The organism is Ectothiorhodospira marina, from assembly GCF_900109495.1.
Taxonomy (GTDB): domain Bacteria; phylum Pseudomonadota; class Gammaproteobacteria; order Ectothiorhodospirales; family Ectothiorhodospiraceae; genus Ectothiorhodospira; species Ectothiorhodospira marina.
The window spans coordinates 188,598-204,571 of the sequence record NZ_FOAA01000003.1 but is presented as its reverse complement, the minus strand read 5'-3'; the positions used below and the strand labels follow the sequence as shown (position 1 = coordinate 204,571).

The window sequence follows — 15,974 nt, the reverse complement described above, 5'->3', positions numbered from 1 at the left end:
CGGGTAGCTGAACAGTTCCTTGTAGCCCGTGTCGTGGTGGTTGCTCATGCGGCGTCCTGGCAGGAGATCGAGCCACAGTGTGCCATATTCGCCCCTAACTTGGCTGATCTGTTCCTCTGCGGTAGCCTGTCCACATACTGGCCACGGGACTGGCCGGAAATCTCTGGAGGGAACCATGCCGCGCCCCCGCTGCCAACAGATTTCGCTCACCGATACGCCTTACTACCACATCATCTCGCGCTGTGTGCGGCGCACCTTCCTCTGCGGTCAGGATCACGTCACCGGCAAAAGTTTTGAACACCGGCGGCAGTGGATCGAGGATCGTATGCGGCTGCTGGCCTCCCTGTTCGCCGTGGACGTGGCCGCCTATGCGGTCATGTCCAACCATTATCATGTCGTCGTCAAGCTGGAGCCGACACAAGCGGAGCGTTGGTCCGATGACGACGTGCTGCGGCGCTGGAGTTGTCTGTTCAAGGGCCCACTGCTGGTCCAGCGATATCTGGCCGGAGGTCCGCAGGAAAGCTACGAGCTGGCCCAAGTGGCGGAATTCGCCCAATGCTACCGGCAGCGGCTGGCCAGCCTGAGCTGGTTCATGAAGTGTCTGAATGAGCCCATCGCCCGGCAGGCCAATCAGGAGGATGGCTGTACCGGGCACTTCTGGGAGGCCCGCTTCAAGTCTCAGGCCCTGAGCACCGAAGCCGCCCTGCTCAGTTGCATGGCCTATGTGGATCTCAACCCGGTGCGGGCCGGGGTGGCAGACACGCCGGAGACTTCAGAACACACCAGCATCAAGGAACGCATTGCGCCCCGGTTCGACCTGGCCCAGGCCGTGCGCGAGCAGGTGAAACTGGACGCCTTGCTGCGGTTCGAGGTGCCGGTGAAGCCATTGCTGCCTTTTGAAGGTGCATTCGCAGACCGCGAGCAGCCCGGCATCCCGTTCGCCCTCGAGGACTATCTGTCCCTGGTGGACTACACGGGGCGGGCCATCGACCCGAGAAAGAAGGGCGCCATTGCCGACACCCAGCCCCCGATCCTGCAGCGGCTGGGACTCACCCCGGATCAGTGGCTGGCCCAGAGTACGCAGTTTGAGGCCCTGCACCGGCAGCAACGACGATCAGCGGCCTGACTGGCCTATCCTTCAGAGGGTTTTTCCGTGCTGCGGTGATATGCCGAGGAAGGCTCTTGCCCGTCGTTCGTGTGCTGGAGCCAGATATTGGGGGAAATCGGCGTCTGACGGTGGTTTTCGCGCTCGGGGCCTTGAGGGAGGGCGTAAGAGGGGTGTTGGGCGGGGCGGCAGTAGGCGAATGGCTGAGCAAAAGGGTCAAGAGAAAGGGTCAAGAGTGCCTGTCCCTTGTCGTCCCTGTGAATGAAGAGGTGAAGAGTGCCTGTCCCTTGTGTGTGTGTCAATGGCTGAGCAAAAGGGTCAAGAGTGCCTGTCCCTGGCCCGTGTCCAAAAGTGCCTGTCCCTTGTCGCCGCCTGTCGCCGCCTTGTCGATAAAGGAGCGGTCAGCTATTTAGAGCTGACCGCTCGTATAGAACCAAGATTTAGATTTAGGCTTTCATGCCTTCGGCGCTTCCTTTTCGGCTACCTCTCTTGGCCATTATGCCGCCCATGATAAGAAGACTGATGCCGAACAAAGCGAGGCTGCTTGGTTCCGGAACCTTCTCGAATCTGTTGTTTCCGTCCAGGCTGGTTTGTCTTATGCCCCAGAGCAGATTTTTATCATCATCGGAAACAGTCGCGACATCGAAATCCGTACCTGCAAACACCTGCGTGCTGATGAGCCAGTTCACCATCACTTGATCGCTTTCTTGCCCCGAGGCCCACAGGTCGTAAAAGCTAATGTTACTGTCTTCGTCCCAAAAGAAATTCTTAACGAAGTTGTCTGGGGCATCTTCATCGTCCAGCCATGAGTAGTCAATGTCGCCAAAGATCCTCAAACCGACCTCGTCTCCAGCAAGGATTTGAGATCCATCAACGTTGAGCCTCAGCACCTGGGTTCCCTGGAAGTTGCGGTCGGCGTAGTCGGCGTCATCAGGATCGGAGGCAGTAGGAATTGAGTCGTGGTAATAGATATCAAAAAAGCCGTCAGAGAACACGCCCTGCCCATTCGCGTCCACCGTACCTTCAAGGAACCAGTTATAGGTGAGCCCCCAACTTGTGCCTTCCCCACCGAAGGGGGAAGGGAGACCCCATGAGGAAAAACCTCCAGTGCCAGTGGCGAAACCATTGGTTATGGCAGCATCATCTGCTGGTGACAATTGGGTGACATTACGATCTCCTATGAGCCCAGGGCGCCGGATCACGTCTCCGCCGGGGTCTTGTCCAATCACACTTTGGAAGCCTCGTGAGTCAAGTTCACTGTCGATATTTGTATCAATGACAGTGGTTCCGGAGCCGATAGGGCCTGTGGAAAGGTCATAAATGGAAGTGGCGCGCGAGTTGCTGAAGCTGAGATCGGTGTACACGCCTGTCTTGGTGGAGCCGTCGTTATCGAAGTCAAATCCTGTATCGATAGAAAAGTTGATGGGCGCGCCTGAGGCTAGTGAGACCCCAGCCCCTAAGCTCATGCCCACAGCGATTCGGATAACGTTTTTTTTCCACATGGCTATGATTCCTCTACGTCGAATCGATCGAATACGTTGGTGACAGTGCAGGCAGGTAAGAAGCCCTGCTCGGGTCATCTAAAGCATTTGTCGTGCCGGGTTCTTAGCTGATCGAGCGGCAGACAAAAAAATATATTTAATTCAATAATTTGCGTGGCGTATTCATTGGGCTGTTCGGGCTCTTGAAGTGTCTCTTTAAGTCTGGTGCGGGTCGGCTGTAAAGGATTCCGACGTTTTCGGGGAAGGCGAAGACGTGAACGGAATTTATCCTTTAGGCAATGACGAAAACATACGCTGGAGTAAACCGGTTCGACGTGGTGGCTGCGAAAATTGTGGGGTGTCTGCCCTGAAAAGAGTATTGTGGGATCAGGTAGCACGAGATCGCCAAACCAACACCAAAACCGCCGGCAACACAATCAAATCAAACACCAACGCCCCCAACAACCCAAACGCCGTCAACACCCCAAACGAAGCGGTAGGCTGAAACGCCGACAACCCCAAAATCAAAAACTGCGCCACCAGCACCACCGTCGTCGCCGTCACCGCCCGCCCGGCATGCCGAAATGTCCGGGCAATCGCCCACGGCGGACTGGCCCCGGCCCGCCGCCGCGCCCGATACCCATGCACCACATGAATGGTGTCATCAACCGCGATCCCCACGGCCACTGCGGCGATCATGGCGGTGGCCATGTCCAGCCAGATGCCCAGCACCCCCATGACAATGAAGATCAGCAGCACCGGCGAGAGGTTGGGCAGCATGCTCAGGCCGGCCATGGCGGGTGAGCGCCACAGGATGAACATCAGCCCCAGCACCAGCACGGTCACGGCCAACAGGCTTCGCAACTGCCCCTCGATGAGCAGCCGCTCCTGATCGGCGAAGAGGCGGCCCATGCCTGCCAGGTCCCAGTCCATGTCACCCGGTGGTCGGGCGGTCAGTTCTTCCCGCAGGTCGTCCATCAATTGATTCAGGGCCGAGGAGCCATGGGCGTTCAGGTTCAGCAGCAGCCGTGCCCGCTCATAATCCCGGTCCACCACATCGTGCAGGTCATTGCCGTCGTAGACGAACAGATACTGGGCGATGAGTTGCCGGGTGTCCGGCAGGGTACGGTAGGCCGGGTCTTCCTCATGGAAGGCCCAGTGCATTTGCTCCACCATGTCCGGTAAGGACAGGCTGTAATCCACCTCGGGCCTTGCATCCAGCCAGGCCTGGACGCGCTGGATCTCGGCCAGGCGTTCCGGTGCCAACAGGCCTTCTGGTTCCGGGGCATCAAAGACCACTTCCAGGGGCATGACGCCCGACAGCCGGCTTTCAACCCGCTCGGTGGCCTGGGTGATGGGGTGGCGGTCACTGAAAAAGGCGTAGAGATCCGTCTCCACTTCCACATGCCGGATCTGGGGAATCCCAATCGCCATTAGCACGATGGTGATGCCCACCACCCAGCCCGCTCGGCGGATGGACAGCCGGGCGCAGAAACTCGTGAAACGATCCAGCCAGCGAATACTCCCCCGCTGCTGTACCCAGGTGCCCCGGTCCCAATGCACGATCAATGCCGGCAGCACCAGCACGCTGAGCAAGGCCACCAGTACCACCCCGGCGGCGGCAACCAGGCCAAAGGTCTGGATCGGACGAATGGGGCTGGTGGCCAGTGAGATCAGACCCGCAGCGGTGGTCAGTCCGGTAAAGAGCATCGGACGCGCCACCATGGAAAGGGCTTGCCTCATGCGCTCACGGCCCGAATAACCACGTTGCGCCGCGTGCACCACCGTGTTGAACAGGTGCATGAGCATGGCGATGGTGATGGCCGAGAGCAGGGGCGGGAGGATGGACGAGATCAGGGTGTAAGGTTTGCCGAATACCACCAGCAGGGCGACGGCGACATTGACCACCGTGGCGATGGTGGCGGCGGCCAGCACCACCACCAGCCAGCGCCGGAACATGAACCAGAGCAGAAGCAGGCCGATGGCCATGGTGGCGGGGATGAAGGCCATGGTGTCGGTGATCATGGAGCGTAGCTGGGCCACGTCCAGGGCGATATGCCCCGCCAGGGCCGTGACCCTTTCGTCCAGGCCGGTTTCCTTGAGGTGCGTCTTGACCCGTTGTTCCAGTTCCAGGCGCTGCAGACTGTTTTCCAGTGGGTGAGGGCGAACCACCAGGGCCAGCGCCTGGCCATCGGTGGAGACGAGCAATCCGGGCGCAAAGCGGTCTGACAGGGTCCGCTCGCGCCATTGGTCCGGGGTGCGTGCAGCCAGGTCGTAAGGATCCACCAAGGGTTCCACGGCAAAACCGTCAGGTGTGGCCCGGATATGGTCGGCCGTGAGTACGGAGAGCACCCGCTCCACCAGTGGCTCCCCCTCAATGCCCAGAAGCGCCTCATGTAATCGGGACAGGAAGGCGGGTTCAAAGAGATCTTCACCCTCGAACAGGGCCACCAGGACCTGTTCCTGGGGAAACCGCTCGCGAATCTCCCGATCGAACTGAACGGCGGGCGCGTCCTTGGGGAAGTAGGCCTCGGGTGCGTTGTCCAGGTTGAGCTGGAGCAGCAGTGGTCCGGGCAGCAGGAACAGCAGCAAGAGGATCGCCAATGCCAGTCTTGGCCGGTCGAGCATCCAGGTCATGGGGGCTGTCTCCAGGGTGGTGAAGCCAATCGGGTACGGGGCTTGCGAGGGTTACCGGGTTTGCGTGGCCGACAGCCGTCGTCTGGCCAGCGACAGGAGCAGGCGTTGGATGGGGTTCCCGTTGCCTCCCGGTCGCCAGGTACGTGACATACGCCCCCGGTAGGCGTCAAAGTGTATTCCGTGTGGGGCGGGCCGTACTCGGCCTCGGCCCAGCAGCAGTTTGAGCACTTCGGTGCCCGCCATGCCGGCGCAGAGATCGCAGGCCATCGGCGTGGAGGGGCCTTTTTGGCCCGCCAGATCGACCCGAGACGGATCGGCCAGGTAGCCCATCTGCAGCATGGCCGGGGCCAGGCCCATCATGAAATGTAATGAGAGTTCGTTCGTCGATTGTCCATCCTGAAATCGGAAATAATCATCAAACGACATGCCCTGGGGCAGAAAGGTGAGTAACGCCGAACCCATGCCAAGGGGGGCGGCGGTGACGGCGGGAATGCCCCGTTCCCGGCAGGCTCTGAAGACCTGACGTCGTGCCTCGAAGGCGAAAAAATCGAGGCCGTCCACATAGATGTCCACGTCCCGCAGGAATATATCCAGGTTATCCCCGTGCACTCCCTGTGGGAACCCTTGAATCTCCAGTTCCGGATTGATGTCCCAGGCCATCGATTGCAGGACATCGAGCTTGGGTTGCCCGAGGGAGGAGAGGGTTGCCCCTGCCTGTCGATTCATGTTGTGTAGTTCGAATACGTCAAAATCGGCCAGATGGAAGCGGCCGATGCCCAGTCGGGCCAGGGTCAGCAGGTGACTGCCGCCCACCCCGCCCAGGCCGGCAATAGCCACACGGGCCCCTCGAAGACGCTGTTGCTCGGCTTCCGTAATCCACCCCAGCGTACGCTGGAAGGCAGTCTGGTAATTGAACCCCCCATCACCCATTCTCAAGACCCCCGATCGCCCAATGATGTTGCCGACGGCTAGTGCGTTGGCACAGGTCTGGACACATCAGCGTCGTGCACCCAGAATCGTTATTGGAGCATCATGCCACGTCCCGGCATGACTGCATAATGTGAGGATAAGTCATGATGTCGCAGCCACTCTTCGCCGCAGGTGGACGGTTCTCAGACACGCCGAAGCGTTTGATCGTGTCGATGGCTTTTCTTGGAATGATGTGTGTATCCGTATCGCTCGCGGCGGCGTCGGATGATGCCTTGGCGCTGGGCCAGGACCTGGCCCAGCGGGTCTACGACCGGCCCGAAGGCAGTGATCTCACCACCCGCGGCGCCATGTTGCTGGAGGAAGAGGGACGCACTCCTCGGGTGCGGGAGATGGTGACCTACCAGCTTACCCGGGAGCCGGGCCAGCTTTGGTCTCTGATTCGCTTTACGGCGCCTGCAGACATTGTCAATACGGGATTGTTAACCCTGGATCATCCGGATGGTACCAGCGACCAGTGGGTGTACCTGCCCGCCATGGATCGCACCCGGCGTATCCCGACGGCTCGTCGCGGCGGACGTTTCGTAGGATCGGATCTCTATTTTGAGGATGTCCAGGACAGAAAGCCCGATCAGGACACACACCGGTATCTCGGTGAGGAGGAGGTCCTGGGTGTCACTACACTCAAGCTTGAGAGTGTACCAGTGGACCCGGGTAATTCCGCTTACGGGCGTCGTGTGAGTTGGATCCATGAGCCTAGCCTGCTGCCGCTGCGAATCGACTTCTATGCCCAAGGGCAGCCCGATCGACCGATCAAGCGCATGGAGATCCAGCGTATCGATCGAATCCAGGGGTACTGGACAGTGATGGACAGTACGATGACGGATCTGAGTTCCGGTCATCGGACCCGCATACGGGTGGATGAGGCCACATATGACCGGGATCTACCCGAATCGCTGTTCACCAGCCGGGCCTTGGAGGACCCGGCCCTTGAAAGCCGTTACCGACCATGATCCCCTTGTCTGGCAGGGGCTTTAATGGTCGCAGCAATGGTCGCAGCGCCGCTTATTGGTGGATGTTGGGGGGCGCATTACTGCTCCACACGCCCCTGGCGTGGGCCGAGTCAATCATCTTCGGTGAGCCGCCGGTGACGCGTGAAGAGCCGGTGGTGATGCCAGAGACCCATTGGGTTGAGCGTGTCTCCGTCGACCCTGTGCGGGCTGAACTGGGTTTTCCTGCTGGGACGGGGGCGGTTTCAGGCGTTCATACCCTGCAGGCTCAGGCGAGTGCCCTGTTCCCGGTGGGCGATAACTGGGGGGCGCGCCTTGAGGGGCGACTGGATTCCACATGGCAGACGGGGGATGAGAATGTCGAGCGCACTGAACTGGACTACGGCGAAATCTATCTGAGTTATCGTGGTGCTGCACGACGGGTAACCCTGGGCACCCAAAAAGTCACTTGGGGGCGAGTGGATGAGTTACCTCCCACAGATCGGTTGAGTGTGCAAGACGTTACACGTCTGGTGCTGGATGATATGGAGGATCGCCGGCGGGCAGTGCCGGCCTTGCGCTGGGAGGAGTTTTGGGGCGATTACAAGCTGGATGCGCTTTATGTGCCCTGGTTTCGGTCTGCGGAACTCCCCAAAGAGGGCAGCTTCTGGCACCCGGTGGATCGGGAGCGGGGGCGCATCATGGGGGTGCCTGGGAACCCGGCGATGGCGGCGCTGATCCGAGAGGGGCGCTTTGATGAGGATGCCGGCGGTGCAGGAGGTTGGGGGCTCAGGCTGAGTCGTGCCGGACGGGGTCATGACTACGCTGTGACTATTCAGCGAGCCCGCCACTCTTTGCCTTACTACGTGCTCGACACCCGTGTGAGAGAGGCGCTACTGACAAATCCCGTGGATCTTCAGGCGGCGCTCGGTGCGTCGCCTTATGCCTTTGAGACTGAGCATCCGCGTACCTGGGTGTTGGGGGGGGACCTGGGTGTAGCCATCGGCCGCTCTACCTGGCGCTTCGAGGCGGCTTGGTTGAGTGACCAGCCGGTGACAACCGAGGTGTTGGATTACACTCAGGTGGAGGCTTTGGAATGGGTGGGCGGCGTGGAATTTTTCCCCGGGGATGCCGATCTGCGAGTGAACCTGCAGCTGGGTGGTAACCATCTGCTGGACGCGCCCGAGACGCTGCTGGAAGATCGCAATACCTATACGTTCTTTGGTGATGCAGAGCAGCTATTCGGCCGCGGGCGATGGGAGGCGAGAATCCGTTTCTTCCTGGGATTGCATGAGCGTGATGTGTATTTGAATCCACGCTTGGCTTACCTGGGGCATGAGCCCCATGAATGGTATGTGGGTTATCATTATTTCGAGGGTGCCGAGGGAACCTTGGGTGGTTTTCATGAGCATCATGATCTATTCACGGCCGGGCTGCTGGCCCGTTTCTGAGCGCCGGCGGTGGGAGAGATGACGATGGAAGAGAAAGAAAGGACCTTGGTGGACCATTTCCAGGACTATTTTCAGGTGTTGAATGCGGATACTCCTGAGTTGCGTGAGCGGGCTTACAGTATCCGTTATGACGTATACTGTCGCGAGTTTGGGTATGAGCGCGAGGAGGACTGCCCGGGGGGGATGGAGCAGGATGATTATGATCCCCATTCATTGCAATGCTTGATCGTGCATCGTCCCAGTGGTCAAGGGGCGGGCTGTCTCAGGGTGGTGTCTCCGCCGGACGATGATGAGGCCTGGGAACTGCCCATGGAGAGGTTTTGTGGCCATAGTCTGAATCACCCTGAACTGCACCCAAGGTTGCTCCCACGCCACGAGCTGGCCGAGGTGTCACGTTTGGCGGTGCATACCCAGTTCCGGCGTCGTAAGGGGGAATCTGAATCGCCGATCGGTATCGCGATCGCGGAGAGCATCACGGAGGATCAGCGCCGCACCTTCCCTTTGCTGGGGCTTGCCCTGTTCTGCGCGGGTACATCGTTGATGGCGGGTGCCGGTCGGCAACATGCCTTCGTCATGATGGAGCGGCGTTTGGCGCGGATGCTACAGTCCGCTGGATTTCCCTTTGTGCAAGTGGGCGAGCCGATGGAGTACCACGGCTCTCGGGCCGCTTACCATGTGACGGTTCAGGCAGTTCTGGATTCCATGCGACCTGATATCCGGGAATTGCATGACTTTGTACACAGCAGTTTGATGCAGTCGCAGCCATTGGATTGACAGCCAGGGAGATACCGATTGCTTATGTGATGCTGATCAAAAAAACCCTTTGAGATCGAAGGAATGGGCCGTTATGTGACCCCGTACCCGATCTGAGGGGGAGAAAATGCTTTAATTCCGCACGAATGCTGACAACTGCGGGACGAAAAGCATGTTTGATGCGCGTTATGAAGTCGTGGTCGCCGACACGCCCGACACGCTGCGAATCCATCACGAACTCCGTTATGCGGTTTATTGCCTGGAAAGGGGCTTCGAAGATCCTGGCGCCTTTCCGGACGGTCAGGAGCGGGATGCCTGGGACGTTAATGCAACCGCCTTCATCGTGCGTGAGCGGGATACGGGGCAGTGGGTGGGCACGACGCGCCTTGTGCATGCTATGCAGGGAGACCTTCCCGTTCATCGGCTCACGCGCCTGAGCCAGGTGGGCACCCTGGCACACCCAGGGGCGGCAACGGAGTTGTCACGGATCTGTATCACGGGTGACTACCAGCGCCATCGCTTGCCCGCCCATGCCAGTCAGGATGACCCATGCTGGGAAGGGCGTAAGGCCCAGGTTGATGGTCGCACCGTCATTGGCGGTTGGCGCACACAGCAGCGAGGTCCCTTGTTCCGATCGATGCAGGCAGACGATGGAGAATGCCTCAACCGTCAGGGTATGAATGCCATGATCGGACCCGTTGGACTACCAGAAGCCCGTTCGTGTGCACCCACTGGGCCGATGCGATCCGAGTTGTTTGCCGGCATGCTTCGGGCCGCCATTGAATACAGCCGCCACCAGGACATTCCCTACATGTATTTCCTGGTGAATCGGGCTTTGGCCAGAATGGTCAGCCGTCTGGGGTTTGAATTCTCTTTAGCTGGCGTTCCGTGCGAGCATCGAGGTGTCCGCTACCCTTACCTGGCCCATGTAGAGACGGCCGTGCAACGTGCCGTGGAATCGTCACCCGATATGGCTCGGCTGTTTCTGAGTGCCGCAGCGCCTTACCGGTATGCATCCGAGGTTACTCACCACTCCCCAGAATGGCATTAAGCGGGGCTAGCATCACCTCTCCACGAAAGAGAATCCCGCCATTCTCCAGCAGCCCCAGGCAAGTGTGTCGTTGCTGCTCGATCCCGGTATTCCCTAGCCCACCGCCGTTTCCGGCAACCACTTGGGGGTTGCTTACCAGTAGGTGAAGGGCATCTGCACTGCGCAGGCGCCGCGCCAGCCTTTGGTCGACGCTGAAATGATGCGTGGTGTACACCATCGGGTTGGCATAGAAGTCATGTCCCGCGGCATGCGTGCGCTCCAGTAGGGCACACGAGATCATGGCGGTGGGGAACATGTCGGGATAGTTGACGCGATCCTCCAGTTCATCGAAATAGTCCGCCTGCCTGGCCAGTGATCCGGATAGCAGGTTCTTGGCGTTGCTGTTGGTCATGAACTTGCGCTTGTGGAACCAGTGACCATCCGGCACGGGGCTGCGGTCCGCCAGTTCGGACAGGGCCGTATGCGGCACCGCTGGCGGCGTGATGTCCGGTAAGGCCAGGGGGCGGTCAGAGTCTCGGATCTGCCCGATCAGTACCAGGCCGTCGGCCTTTCTGACAACGACGCGGTTTGAGCGGGTCCAGCCGCCATCGGGTGTGCTGGTCCTTTTTGTGGGCTTGATCTCCATGCGGAAGGGTTCGTCGGTGCGCAGTACGCCTGCAAAGGTGAACTGATAGTTGCGAAAGGCGGCGGGTGGGTCGTCATCCGTGCTGTCCAGTGCTCGGTGGCGCGTGACTCGGTACTCGGCCAGGCACTCCATCTGAAACCCCAGGACGATGGGGCCGCCAAAGGGGTTCTGATGAATGCGGTGCCACTTGTCGGCGTCATGGAACGGGTTGAAGTCGTCCGTGGCGTTGCGGGCCACGTCAAGATGAATCTGCTGATAGACCTGTTCATCCGCTGAGACGGGATCCATGGGCTTTTTCCAGGGCAGGGGAGTAGACGCGGGTGCTGCTTGGGCGTGATAGAAGGCTGTAAGCAAGCGCTTCCCGACCGACTCTAGCCTATGAATGTGATCCGTTCAAACAGGGGGAGAGGGTCTCACATCATGCGATACCTGCTTGAGCCTGCAACTCACCAAAACTCCCAATAGTATTTCTCGCAAAGCCCTCAAGGCGTATGCTCATGTTCAAGCATGAGAACTCCTGCGCGCGACAGCCTTTACGGTAGTGTCGCCTTTCCTTGCAATGCCGTGGAATGGGCCGGGCAAGCTGAGGTGAGGAGTTCGTTCGTCTGGAAGGTCCGATGATCGACTAAGCAACACTTGAGGGTGTCACCATGGAACAGAAGCATCTCACCAAATACGTCAGACTGGCACTGGCTGGTCTGCTGGTGTCGGGTACGGTCTGGTTGGCCGGGTGCGGTCAGACCAGCTACACGGAAGAGGAACGGCTTGAGCGCGCTCGGGATTACCTGGCCACCGGCGAGGTGCGCGCCAGCATCATCGAATATCGCAACCTGTTGCAGGAAAACCCGGACCACGTGGATGCCCGCTGGGAACTGGGTCGGGTGCACCTGGAGATGGGTGAGCCGGCGGCAGCGCTCTCGGAGTTTCGCCGGGCGCATTCCCTGGGGTGGGATGATCCCGAATCGGTCATCTACATGGCCCGGGCGCGTCTGATGCAGGGTGAGTTCCAGACTGTTCGGGCGCAATTGCAGGCCCATGAGGCCAATGAATTCGAAGATCCTCTGGAATTTCACCTGCTGCTGGCCCGTGCCCATCTGGGGGTGAATGATCCGGAAGCGGCGGTCGCGGAGCTGGAAGCGGCACTGGAGTTGGATCCAGCGCATGCCCCCTCCCTGACCACCCTGGCCGAGGTGCGGGCCTTGCAGGGCGATATGGATCGGGCCAAGGCACTGTTGGCCGAGGCACTGGCGGAGGATCCGCAGCATGCGCCGGCCTGGTCGCTCTCCGGTGACATCCACCGCAGCGAGGGCAATCTGGAGGAGGCCGCCGAGGCCTATACGCGGGTGATCGAGTCGGCGCCCAACCCCTATATGGGGCATTTCAACCGTGCCCTCACCCGCGTGGGCCTGCAGTCCTTCGATGAGGCGGGGGAAGATCTGAATGCCCTGCGCGAACTGGGACCGGATCTGCCGGCTACGTCCTACATGAGCGGTCTGCTCAGCTTCCATGAGCAGAATCACCAGGCCGCCGTGAGGGCAATGGAGGAGACCCTGCGCCTGAATCCGGATTACCTGCCAGCCCGCTTCTTTGCCGGGGCCAGCCACTATGCCCTGGGCAACACTCAGCAGGCCGATACCCATCTGTCCCGTTATCTGCGGGGCAACCCGCAGTCTGCGGCAGCCAATCGCTTGCTGGCTGCCGTTCGCATGCAGGTGGGTCAGGTGGATGATGCCGAGGCCTTACTGAAGCGTGTGCTGGCGGAGGATGAGGCAGACCGGGTGGCCTTGCAGTTGATGGCCGGCGTACATGCCTCCCGGGGCGACACCCAGGCCACCCTTGACCTGCTGCGCCAGCAGGTGGATCTGGATCCCGACTCCTTGCAGGCGCGGATGAATCTGGCTCGTGCCCTTATGCAGGGCGGGGACCGGGTGGGAGGCCTTCGTGAACTGGAGACCCTGAGCGAGATGGCCCCCGAGGCGGAAGGCCTTGAACTGGCAGGGGTGGTGCGTCTGCTCGAAGAGAGACAGTTCGATCAGGCCCTGAGCAAGGCGGATGAGTTTGCTGAAAAGCACCCCGATGCCGCGGGGGTTCATAATCTGCGGGCCGTGGCCTTCTTCGGACTCGGGCATACCCAGGATGGCATCGCAGCCTTCGAGGAGGCCCGTCGGCTGGACCCGGGTAACGTGACGGCCACGCGCAATCTGGCCATGCTCAAGTTACGCATGGAGGGCGCTGAAGAGGCCCGTGAGGTGCTGGAGTCCGGCTTGGAAGCCAACCCCGAGAATGTGCGCCTGCTGATGCTGATGGCCGAGTTCGAGGTGGAGCAGGGTGAACCGGCCGAGGCCGGGCAGTACCTGCAGCGGGCGGTGGAGGCCGGACCGGATGCCCTGGAACCCCGCATCGTGCTGGCCCGCTATCGTCTGCAAACGGGTGAGCCGGAAGAGGCCTTGACGGTGCTCGAGGGCATTCAAGAGCCGTATGGCGACAACGCAGCGGTGCTGGAAGTGCTGTCCATGGCCCAGGTGTCGGCGGGTCAGCTTGACCAAGGGATCACCACCTTGCGTCGTCTGACCGAGTTGCGCCCGGACTCCCCCGAGGTGCATTTCCGTCTGGCCATCGCCCAGGGGCAAGCGGAGCGCCTCGGCGAGGCACGGCGGTCGCTGGAGCGGGTGCTGGCGCGGGATGAAAACCATGCCGGAGCGCTGGTCACCCTGGCCCGCCTGGAGCGTCAGGAAGGTCGTGATGACGAGGCCATGACCCTGGCGCGTCGCATGCAGGATCTGGATGCGACGCGGGCCGTGGGTTATCTCATGGAAGGGGACATCCTGGCTGCGCGGGAGGACTATGGTCAGGCCGCCCAGGCCTACGAATCCTCCTACGAGGCGCAGGTGTCTTCGGAGGTGGCCATGAAGCGCTTCGAGGTCAAGCGCCGTGCCGGTGATGAGGCCGCGGCCCGCGAACAGATGCGTGAGCACCTGGAGAACTTCCCGGACGATCACCAGTCGCGCATGATGCTGGCCACCACCGTGCTGAGTGCCGGTGATATGGCGGCAGCCCGGGAGGATTACGAGATCCTGGTCGAGCGTTTTCCGGAAAACCCCATCGTGCTGAACAACCTCTCCTACATCTATCAGCGGGAAGGGGATGAGCGCTCCCTGGAACTGGCCCAGCGGGCCCATGAGCTGCAGCCGGAAAGCCCGAGCATCAAGGACACCCTTGGGATGGCCCTGCTGGATCACGGCGACCCGTCCCGGGCCCTGGAGCTGATCACGGAGGCCCGTGAGGCCCTGCCTGATGAGGCCGCCGTCGGCTATCACTATGCCGTGGCGCTGGAGCGCAATGGCCGTTCGGACGAGGCCGCATCGGTCTTGCGCGACCTGCTGGCCGAGGCCGGGGAGTTTACCGAGCGTCAGGAGGCAGAGGAGTTGTTGAGTCGACTGGAATCCTGATGATTTAATGTGAAAGCACTCAGGTTCAGCTATAGAAGCTCCCTTCTCCCCTCGGGGGAGAAGGGTCGGGGATGAGGGGGATGAGGCAGGCACTGGGCCGGTCCTCGTCCCTCACCCCTCACCCCAACCCCTCTCCCCTGGGGGGAGAGGGGCTTGTGGCGTATCTTTTATCATCTGGGGTGACTCACCAGCGTGATGTTTGAGCGTTAACCCAGCTCATACTGCCGCAATTTCTTCCTCAACGTCCCCCGGTTCATCCCCAGGTAATGGGCGGCGCGGCTCTGGTTGCCGTCGCAGTGGCGGAGCACGCATTCCAGCAGGGGGCGTTCCACTTCCTCGATCACCATCCGGTAAAGGTTGTCCGGTTCGTGGCCGTCGAGTTTGGCGAAGTATTCGGTCAGGGCCTGTTCCACGGCCGCGGCCAGGGTTTCGCCTTCCTGGGTGCTTTCCATGATGGGCTGATTCATGCCGCGATGTCCTCGGCTTGGCAAAGCGCCTGGAAGTAGCTGTCCAGTGGTGGCTGCTGTTCGATGCGCGTGTCGGCGCGCAGGATATGGGGGCGCACCTGTTCCGCGCCGGGGCGGTCGGCCAGGTACCAGCCGATATGCTTTCTTGCCACGCGTACCCCCACTGACTCTCCATAGAAGTCGTACAGGGCATCCAGGTGCTCGTTCATGATCGCCCAGACCTCCCGCAGCCCCGGCTCGGGTGGGATCTCGCCTGTGGCCAGGGTGTGGGCGATGCGACGGAAGATCCAGGGTCGCCCCTGGGCACCGCGGCCGATCATCAGGGCGTCGGCGCCGGTGACTTCACGCGCGTGAACCGCCTCTTCGGGGGTGCGGATGTCGCCATTGGCGATCACGGGGATCTGCACGCTCTGTTTCACCTGGGCAATCCCGGCGTAATCCACCGGGTCGCTGTAGCGGCAGGCACCGGTGCGACCGTGGACGGCCAGGGCCTGGATGCCGCTGTCCTCGGCGATGCGGGCGATGATGGGGGCATTGAGATGCGCCCGATCGATGCCCAGGCGGATCTTCAGGGTCACCGGGACGGAGGATGCGGCCACCACGGCCTTGAGTATCTGCCGCACCCGATTCTCATCCCCCAGCAGGGCCGCCCCGGCGGCGCGGTTCACCACCTTCTTGGCAGGGCAGCCCATGTTGATGTCGATGATCTGCGCCCCGCGCTCGATGGCGCCCGCTGCGGCCTGAGCCATCATGGTCGGATCATACCCGGCGATCTGCACGCTGCGGGGGCCTGCCTCGCCGCGCTGGTCCAGGCGCAGGCGGGATTTATCCGTGCTCCACAGCCGGGTATCCGAATGCACCATCTCGGACACGGCCATGCCGGCGCCCAGGCGTCGGCAGAGTTGACGAAAGGGCCGGTCGGTGATGCCGGCCATGGGGGCCAGGATCAGCGGGGTGTCCAGGGTGTGGGGTCCGATCTGCATGGGTCCAGGGGGCGTTGGGAAGCACGGGGGTGCGACGGACCGTTCATGATACCCAT

At 61.1% G+C, this 15,974-nt stretch carries 12 protein-coding genes; 6 read left to right on the top strand and 6 right to left on the bottom strand.

The window, feature by feature from the left end; genetic code table 11:
* The first annotated feature begins 175 nt into the window (after positions 1 to 175).
* The gene (locus BMY52_RS04825; RefSeq protein ID WP_090251591.1) at positions 176 to 1,126 is read left to right on the top strand and encodes a transposase; all 951 of its coding nucleotides are present in this window, start codon (positions 176 to 178) and stop codon (positions 1,124 to 1,126) included.
* A gap of 425 nt (positions 1,127 to 1,551) precedes the next feature.
* Here the strand turns inward: BMY52_RS04825 and BMY52_RS04820 are convergent, their stop codons facing one another.
* From BMY52_RS04820 to BMY52_RS04810, 3 genes are all read right to left on the bottom strand, one after another.
* Positions 1,552 to 2,607 (bottom strand): PEP-CTERM sorting domain-containing protein, encoded by a 1,056-nt coding sequence (locus tag BMY52_RS04820; protein ID WP_177169852.1) that lies wholly within the window; start codon positions 2,605 to 2,607, stop codon positions 1,552 to 1,554.
* A gap of 366 nt (positions 2,608 to 2,973) precedes the next feature.
* Positions 2,974 to 5,223: an efflux RND transporter permease subunit gene (locus BMY52_RS04815; protein WP_090251586.1), complete on the bottom strand. Its 2,250-nt coding sequence runs from the start codon at positions 5,221 to 5,223 to the stop codon at positions 2,974 to 2,976.
* 51 nt (positions 5,224 to 5,274) lie between these two features.
* Positions 5,275 to 6,153 (bottom strand): ThiF family adenylyltransferase, encoded by an 879-nt coding sequence (locus BMY52_RS04810; protein WP_090251584.1) that lies wholly within the window; start codon positions 6,151 to 6,153, stop codon positions 5,275 to 5,277.
* 272 nt (positions 6,154 to 6,425) lie between these two features.
* On the opposite strand from BMY52_RS04810, the gene BMY52_RS04805 reads away from it, so the two are divergent.
* The 4 genes from BMY52_RS04805 to BMY52_RS04790 all read left to right on the top strand — a co-directional run bounded on the left by BMY52_RS04805 (position 6,426) and on the right by BMY52_RS04790 (position 10,394).
* On the top strand, positions 6,426 to 7,163 hold the full coding sequence (locus BMY52_RS04805; protein WP_245740592.1) for an outer membrane lipoprotein-sorting protein: 738 nt from the start codon (positions 6,426 to 6,428) through the stop codon (positions 7,161 to 7,163).
* Entirely contained in the window at positions 7,160 to 8,590 is a 1,431-nt protein-coding gene (locus BMY52_RS04800; protein WP_245740591.1) for a DUF1302 family protein, read from the top strand. The genes BMY52_RS04805 and BMY52_RS04800 overlap by 4 nt, the downstream gene beginning before the upstream one ends.
* Before the next feature lie 24 nt (positions 8,591 to 8,614).
* Entirely contained in the window at positions 8,615 to 9,364 is a 750-nt protein-coding gene (locus BMY52_RS04795) for a PEP-CTERM/exosortase system-associated acyltransferase (protein WP_177169851.1), read from the top strand.
* Positions 9,365 to 9,515: 151 nt separating this feature from the next.
* Entirely contained in the window at positions 9,516 to 10,394 is an 879-nt protein-coding gene (locus BMY52_RS04790; protein WP_090251577.1) for a GNAT family N-acyltransferase, read from the top strand.
* On the opposite strand, the gene BMY52_RS04785 is transcribed toward BMY52_RS04790, so the two are convergent.
* On the bottom strand, positions 10,366 to 11,307 hold the full coding sequence (locus BMY52_RS04785) for a hypothetical protein (protein ID WP_090251574.1): 942 nt from the start codon (positions 11,305 to 11,307) through the stop codon (positions 10,366 to 10,368). The genes BMY52_RS04790 and BMY52_RS04785 overlap by 29 nt on opposite strands.
* A gap of 362 nt (positions 11,308 to 11,669) precedes the next feature.
* Between BMY52_RS04785 and prsT the strand changes: the two genes are divergently transcribed.
* Entirely contained in the window at positions 11,670 to 14,468 is a 2,799-nt protein-coding gene (gene prsT / locus BMY52_RS04780; RefSeq protein ID WP_090251571.1) for an XrtA/PEP-CTERM system TPR-repeat protein PrsT, read from the top strand.
* 206 nt (positions 14,469 to 14,674) lie between these two features.
* On the opposite strand, the gene fis is transcribed toward prsT, so the two are convergent.
* Positions 14,675 to 14,935 carry a DNA-binding transcriptional regulator Fis gene (fis, locus tag BMY52_RS04775; protein WP_218140390.1) on the bottom strand — a complete coding sequence of 87 codons (261 nt, stop codon included), beginning with the start codon at positions 14,933 to 14,935 and terminating at the stop codon, positions 14,675 to 14,677.
* Positions 14,932 to 15,918, bottom strand: coding sequence for a tRNA dihydrouridine synthase DusB (gene dusB / locus BMY52_RS04770; RefSeq protein ID WP_090251569.1), 987 nt, complete (start codon positions 15,916 to 15,918; stop codon positions 14,932 to 14,934). Before dusB ends, fis begins: the two co-directional genes overlap by 4 nt.
* Positions 15,919 to 15,974: the final 56 nt, after the last annotated feature.

Excerpts from the sequence above, each read along its gene's own strand:
- BMY52_RS04800 (WP_245740591.1), top strand. The coding sequence starts at position 7,160 with ATGATCCCCTTGTCTGGCAGGGGCTTTAATGGTCGCAGCAATGGTCGC.
- BMY52_RS04815 (WP_090251586.1), bottom strand. The coding sequence starts at position 5,223 with ATGACCTGGATGCTCGACCGGCCAAGACTGGCATTGGCGATCCTCTTG.
- BMY52_RS04795 (WP_177169851.1), top strand. The coding sequence starts at position 8,615 with ATGGAAGAGAAAGAAAGGACCTTGGTGGACCATTTCCAGGACTATTTT.
- dusB (WP_090251569.1), bottom strand. The coding sequence starts at position 15,918 with ATGCAGATCGGACCCCACACCCTGGACACCCCGCTGATCCTGGCCCCC.
- BMY52_RS04785 (WP_090251574.1), bottom strand. The coding sequence starts at position 11,307 with ATGGATCCCGTCTCAGCGGATGAACAGGTCTATCAGCAGATTCATCTT.
- BMY52_RS04820 (WP_177169852.1), bottom strand. The coding sequence starts at position 2,607 with ATGTGGAAAAAAAACGTTATCCGAATCGCTGTGGGCATGAGCTTAGGG.
- BMY52_RS04825 (WP_090251591.1), top strand. The coding sequence starts at position 176 with ATGCCGCGCCCCCGCTGCCAACAGATTTCGCTCACCGATACGCCTTAC.
- fis (WP_218140390.1), bottom strand. The coding sequence starts at position 14,935 with ATGAATCAGCCCATCATGGAAAGCACCCAGGAAGGCGAAACCCTGGCC.
- BMY52_RS04790 (WP_090251577.1), top strand. The coding sequence starts at position 9,516 with ATGTTTGATGCGCGTTATGAAGTCGTGGTCGCCGACACGCCCGACACG.
- BMY52_RS04810 (WP_090251584.1), bottom strand. The coding sequence starts at position 6,153 with ATGGGTGATGGGGGGTTCAATTACCAGACTGCCTTCCAGCGTACGCTG.
- prsT (WP_090251571.1), top strand. The coding sequence starts at position 11,670 with ATGGAACAGAAGCATCTCACCAAATACGTCAGACTGGCACTGGCTGGT.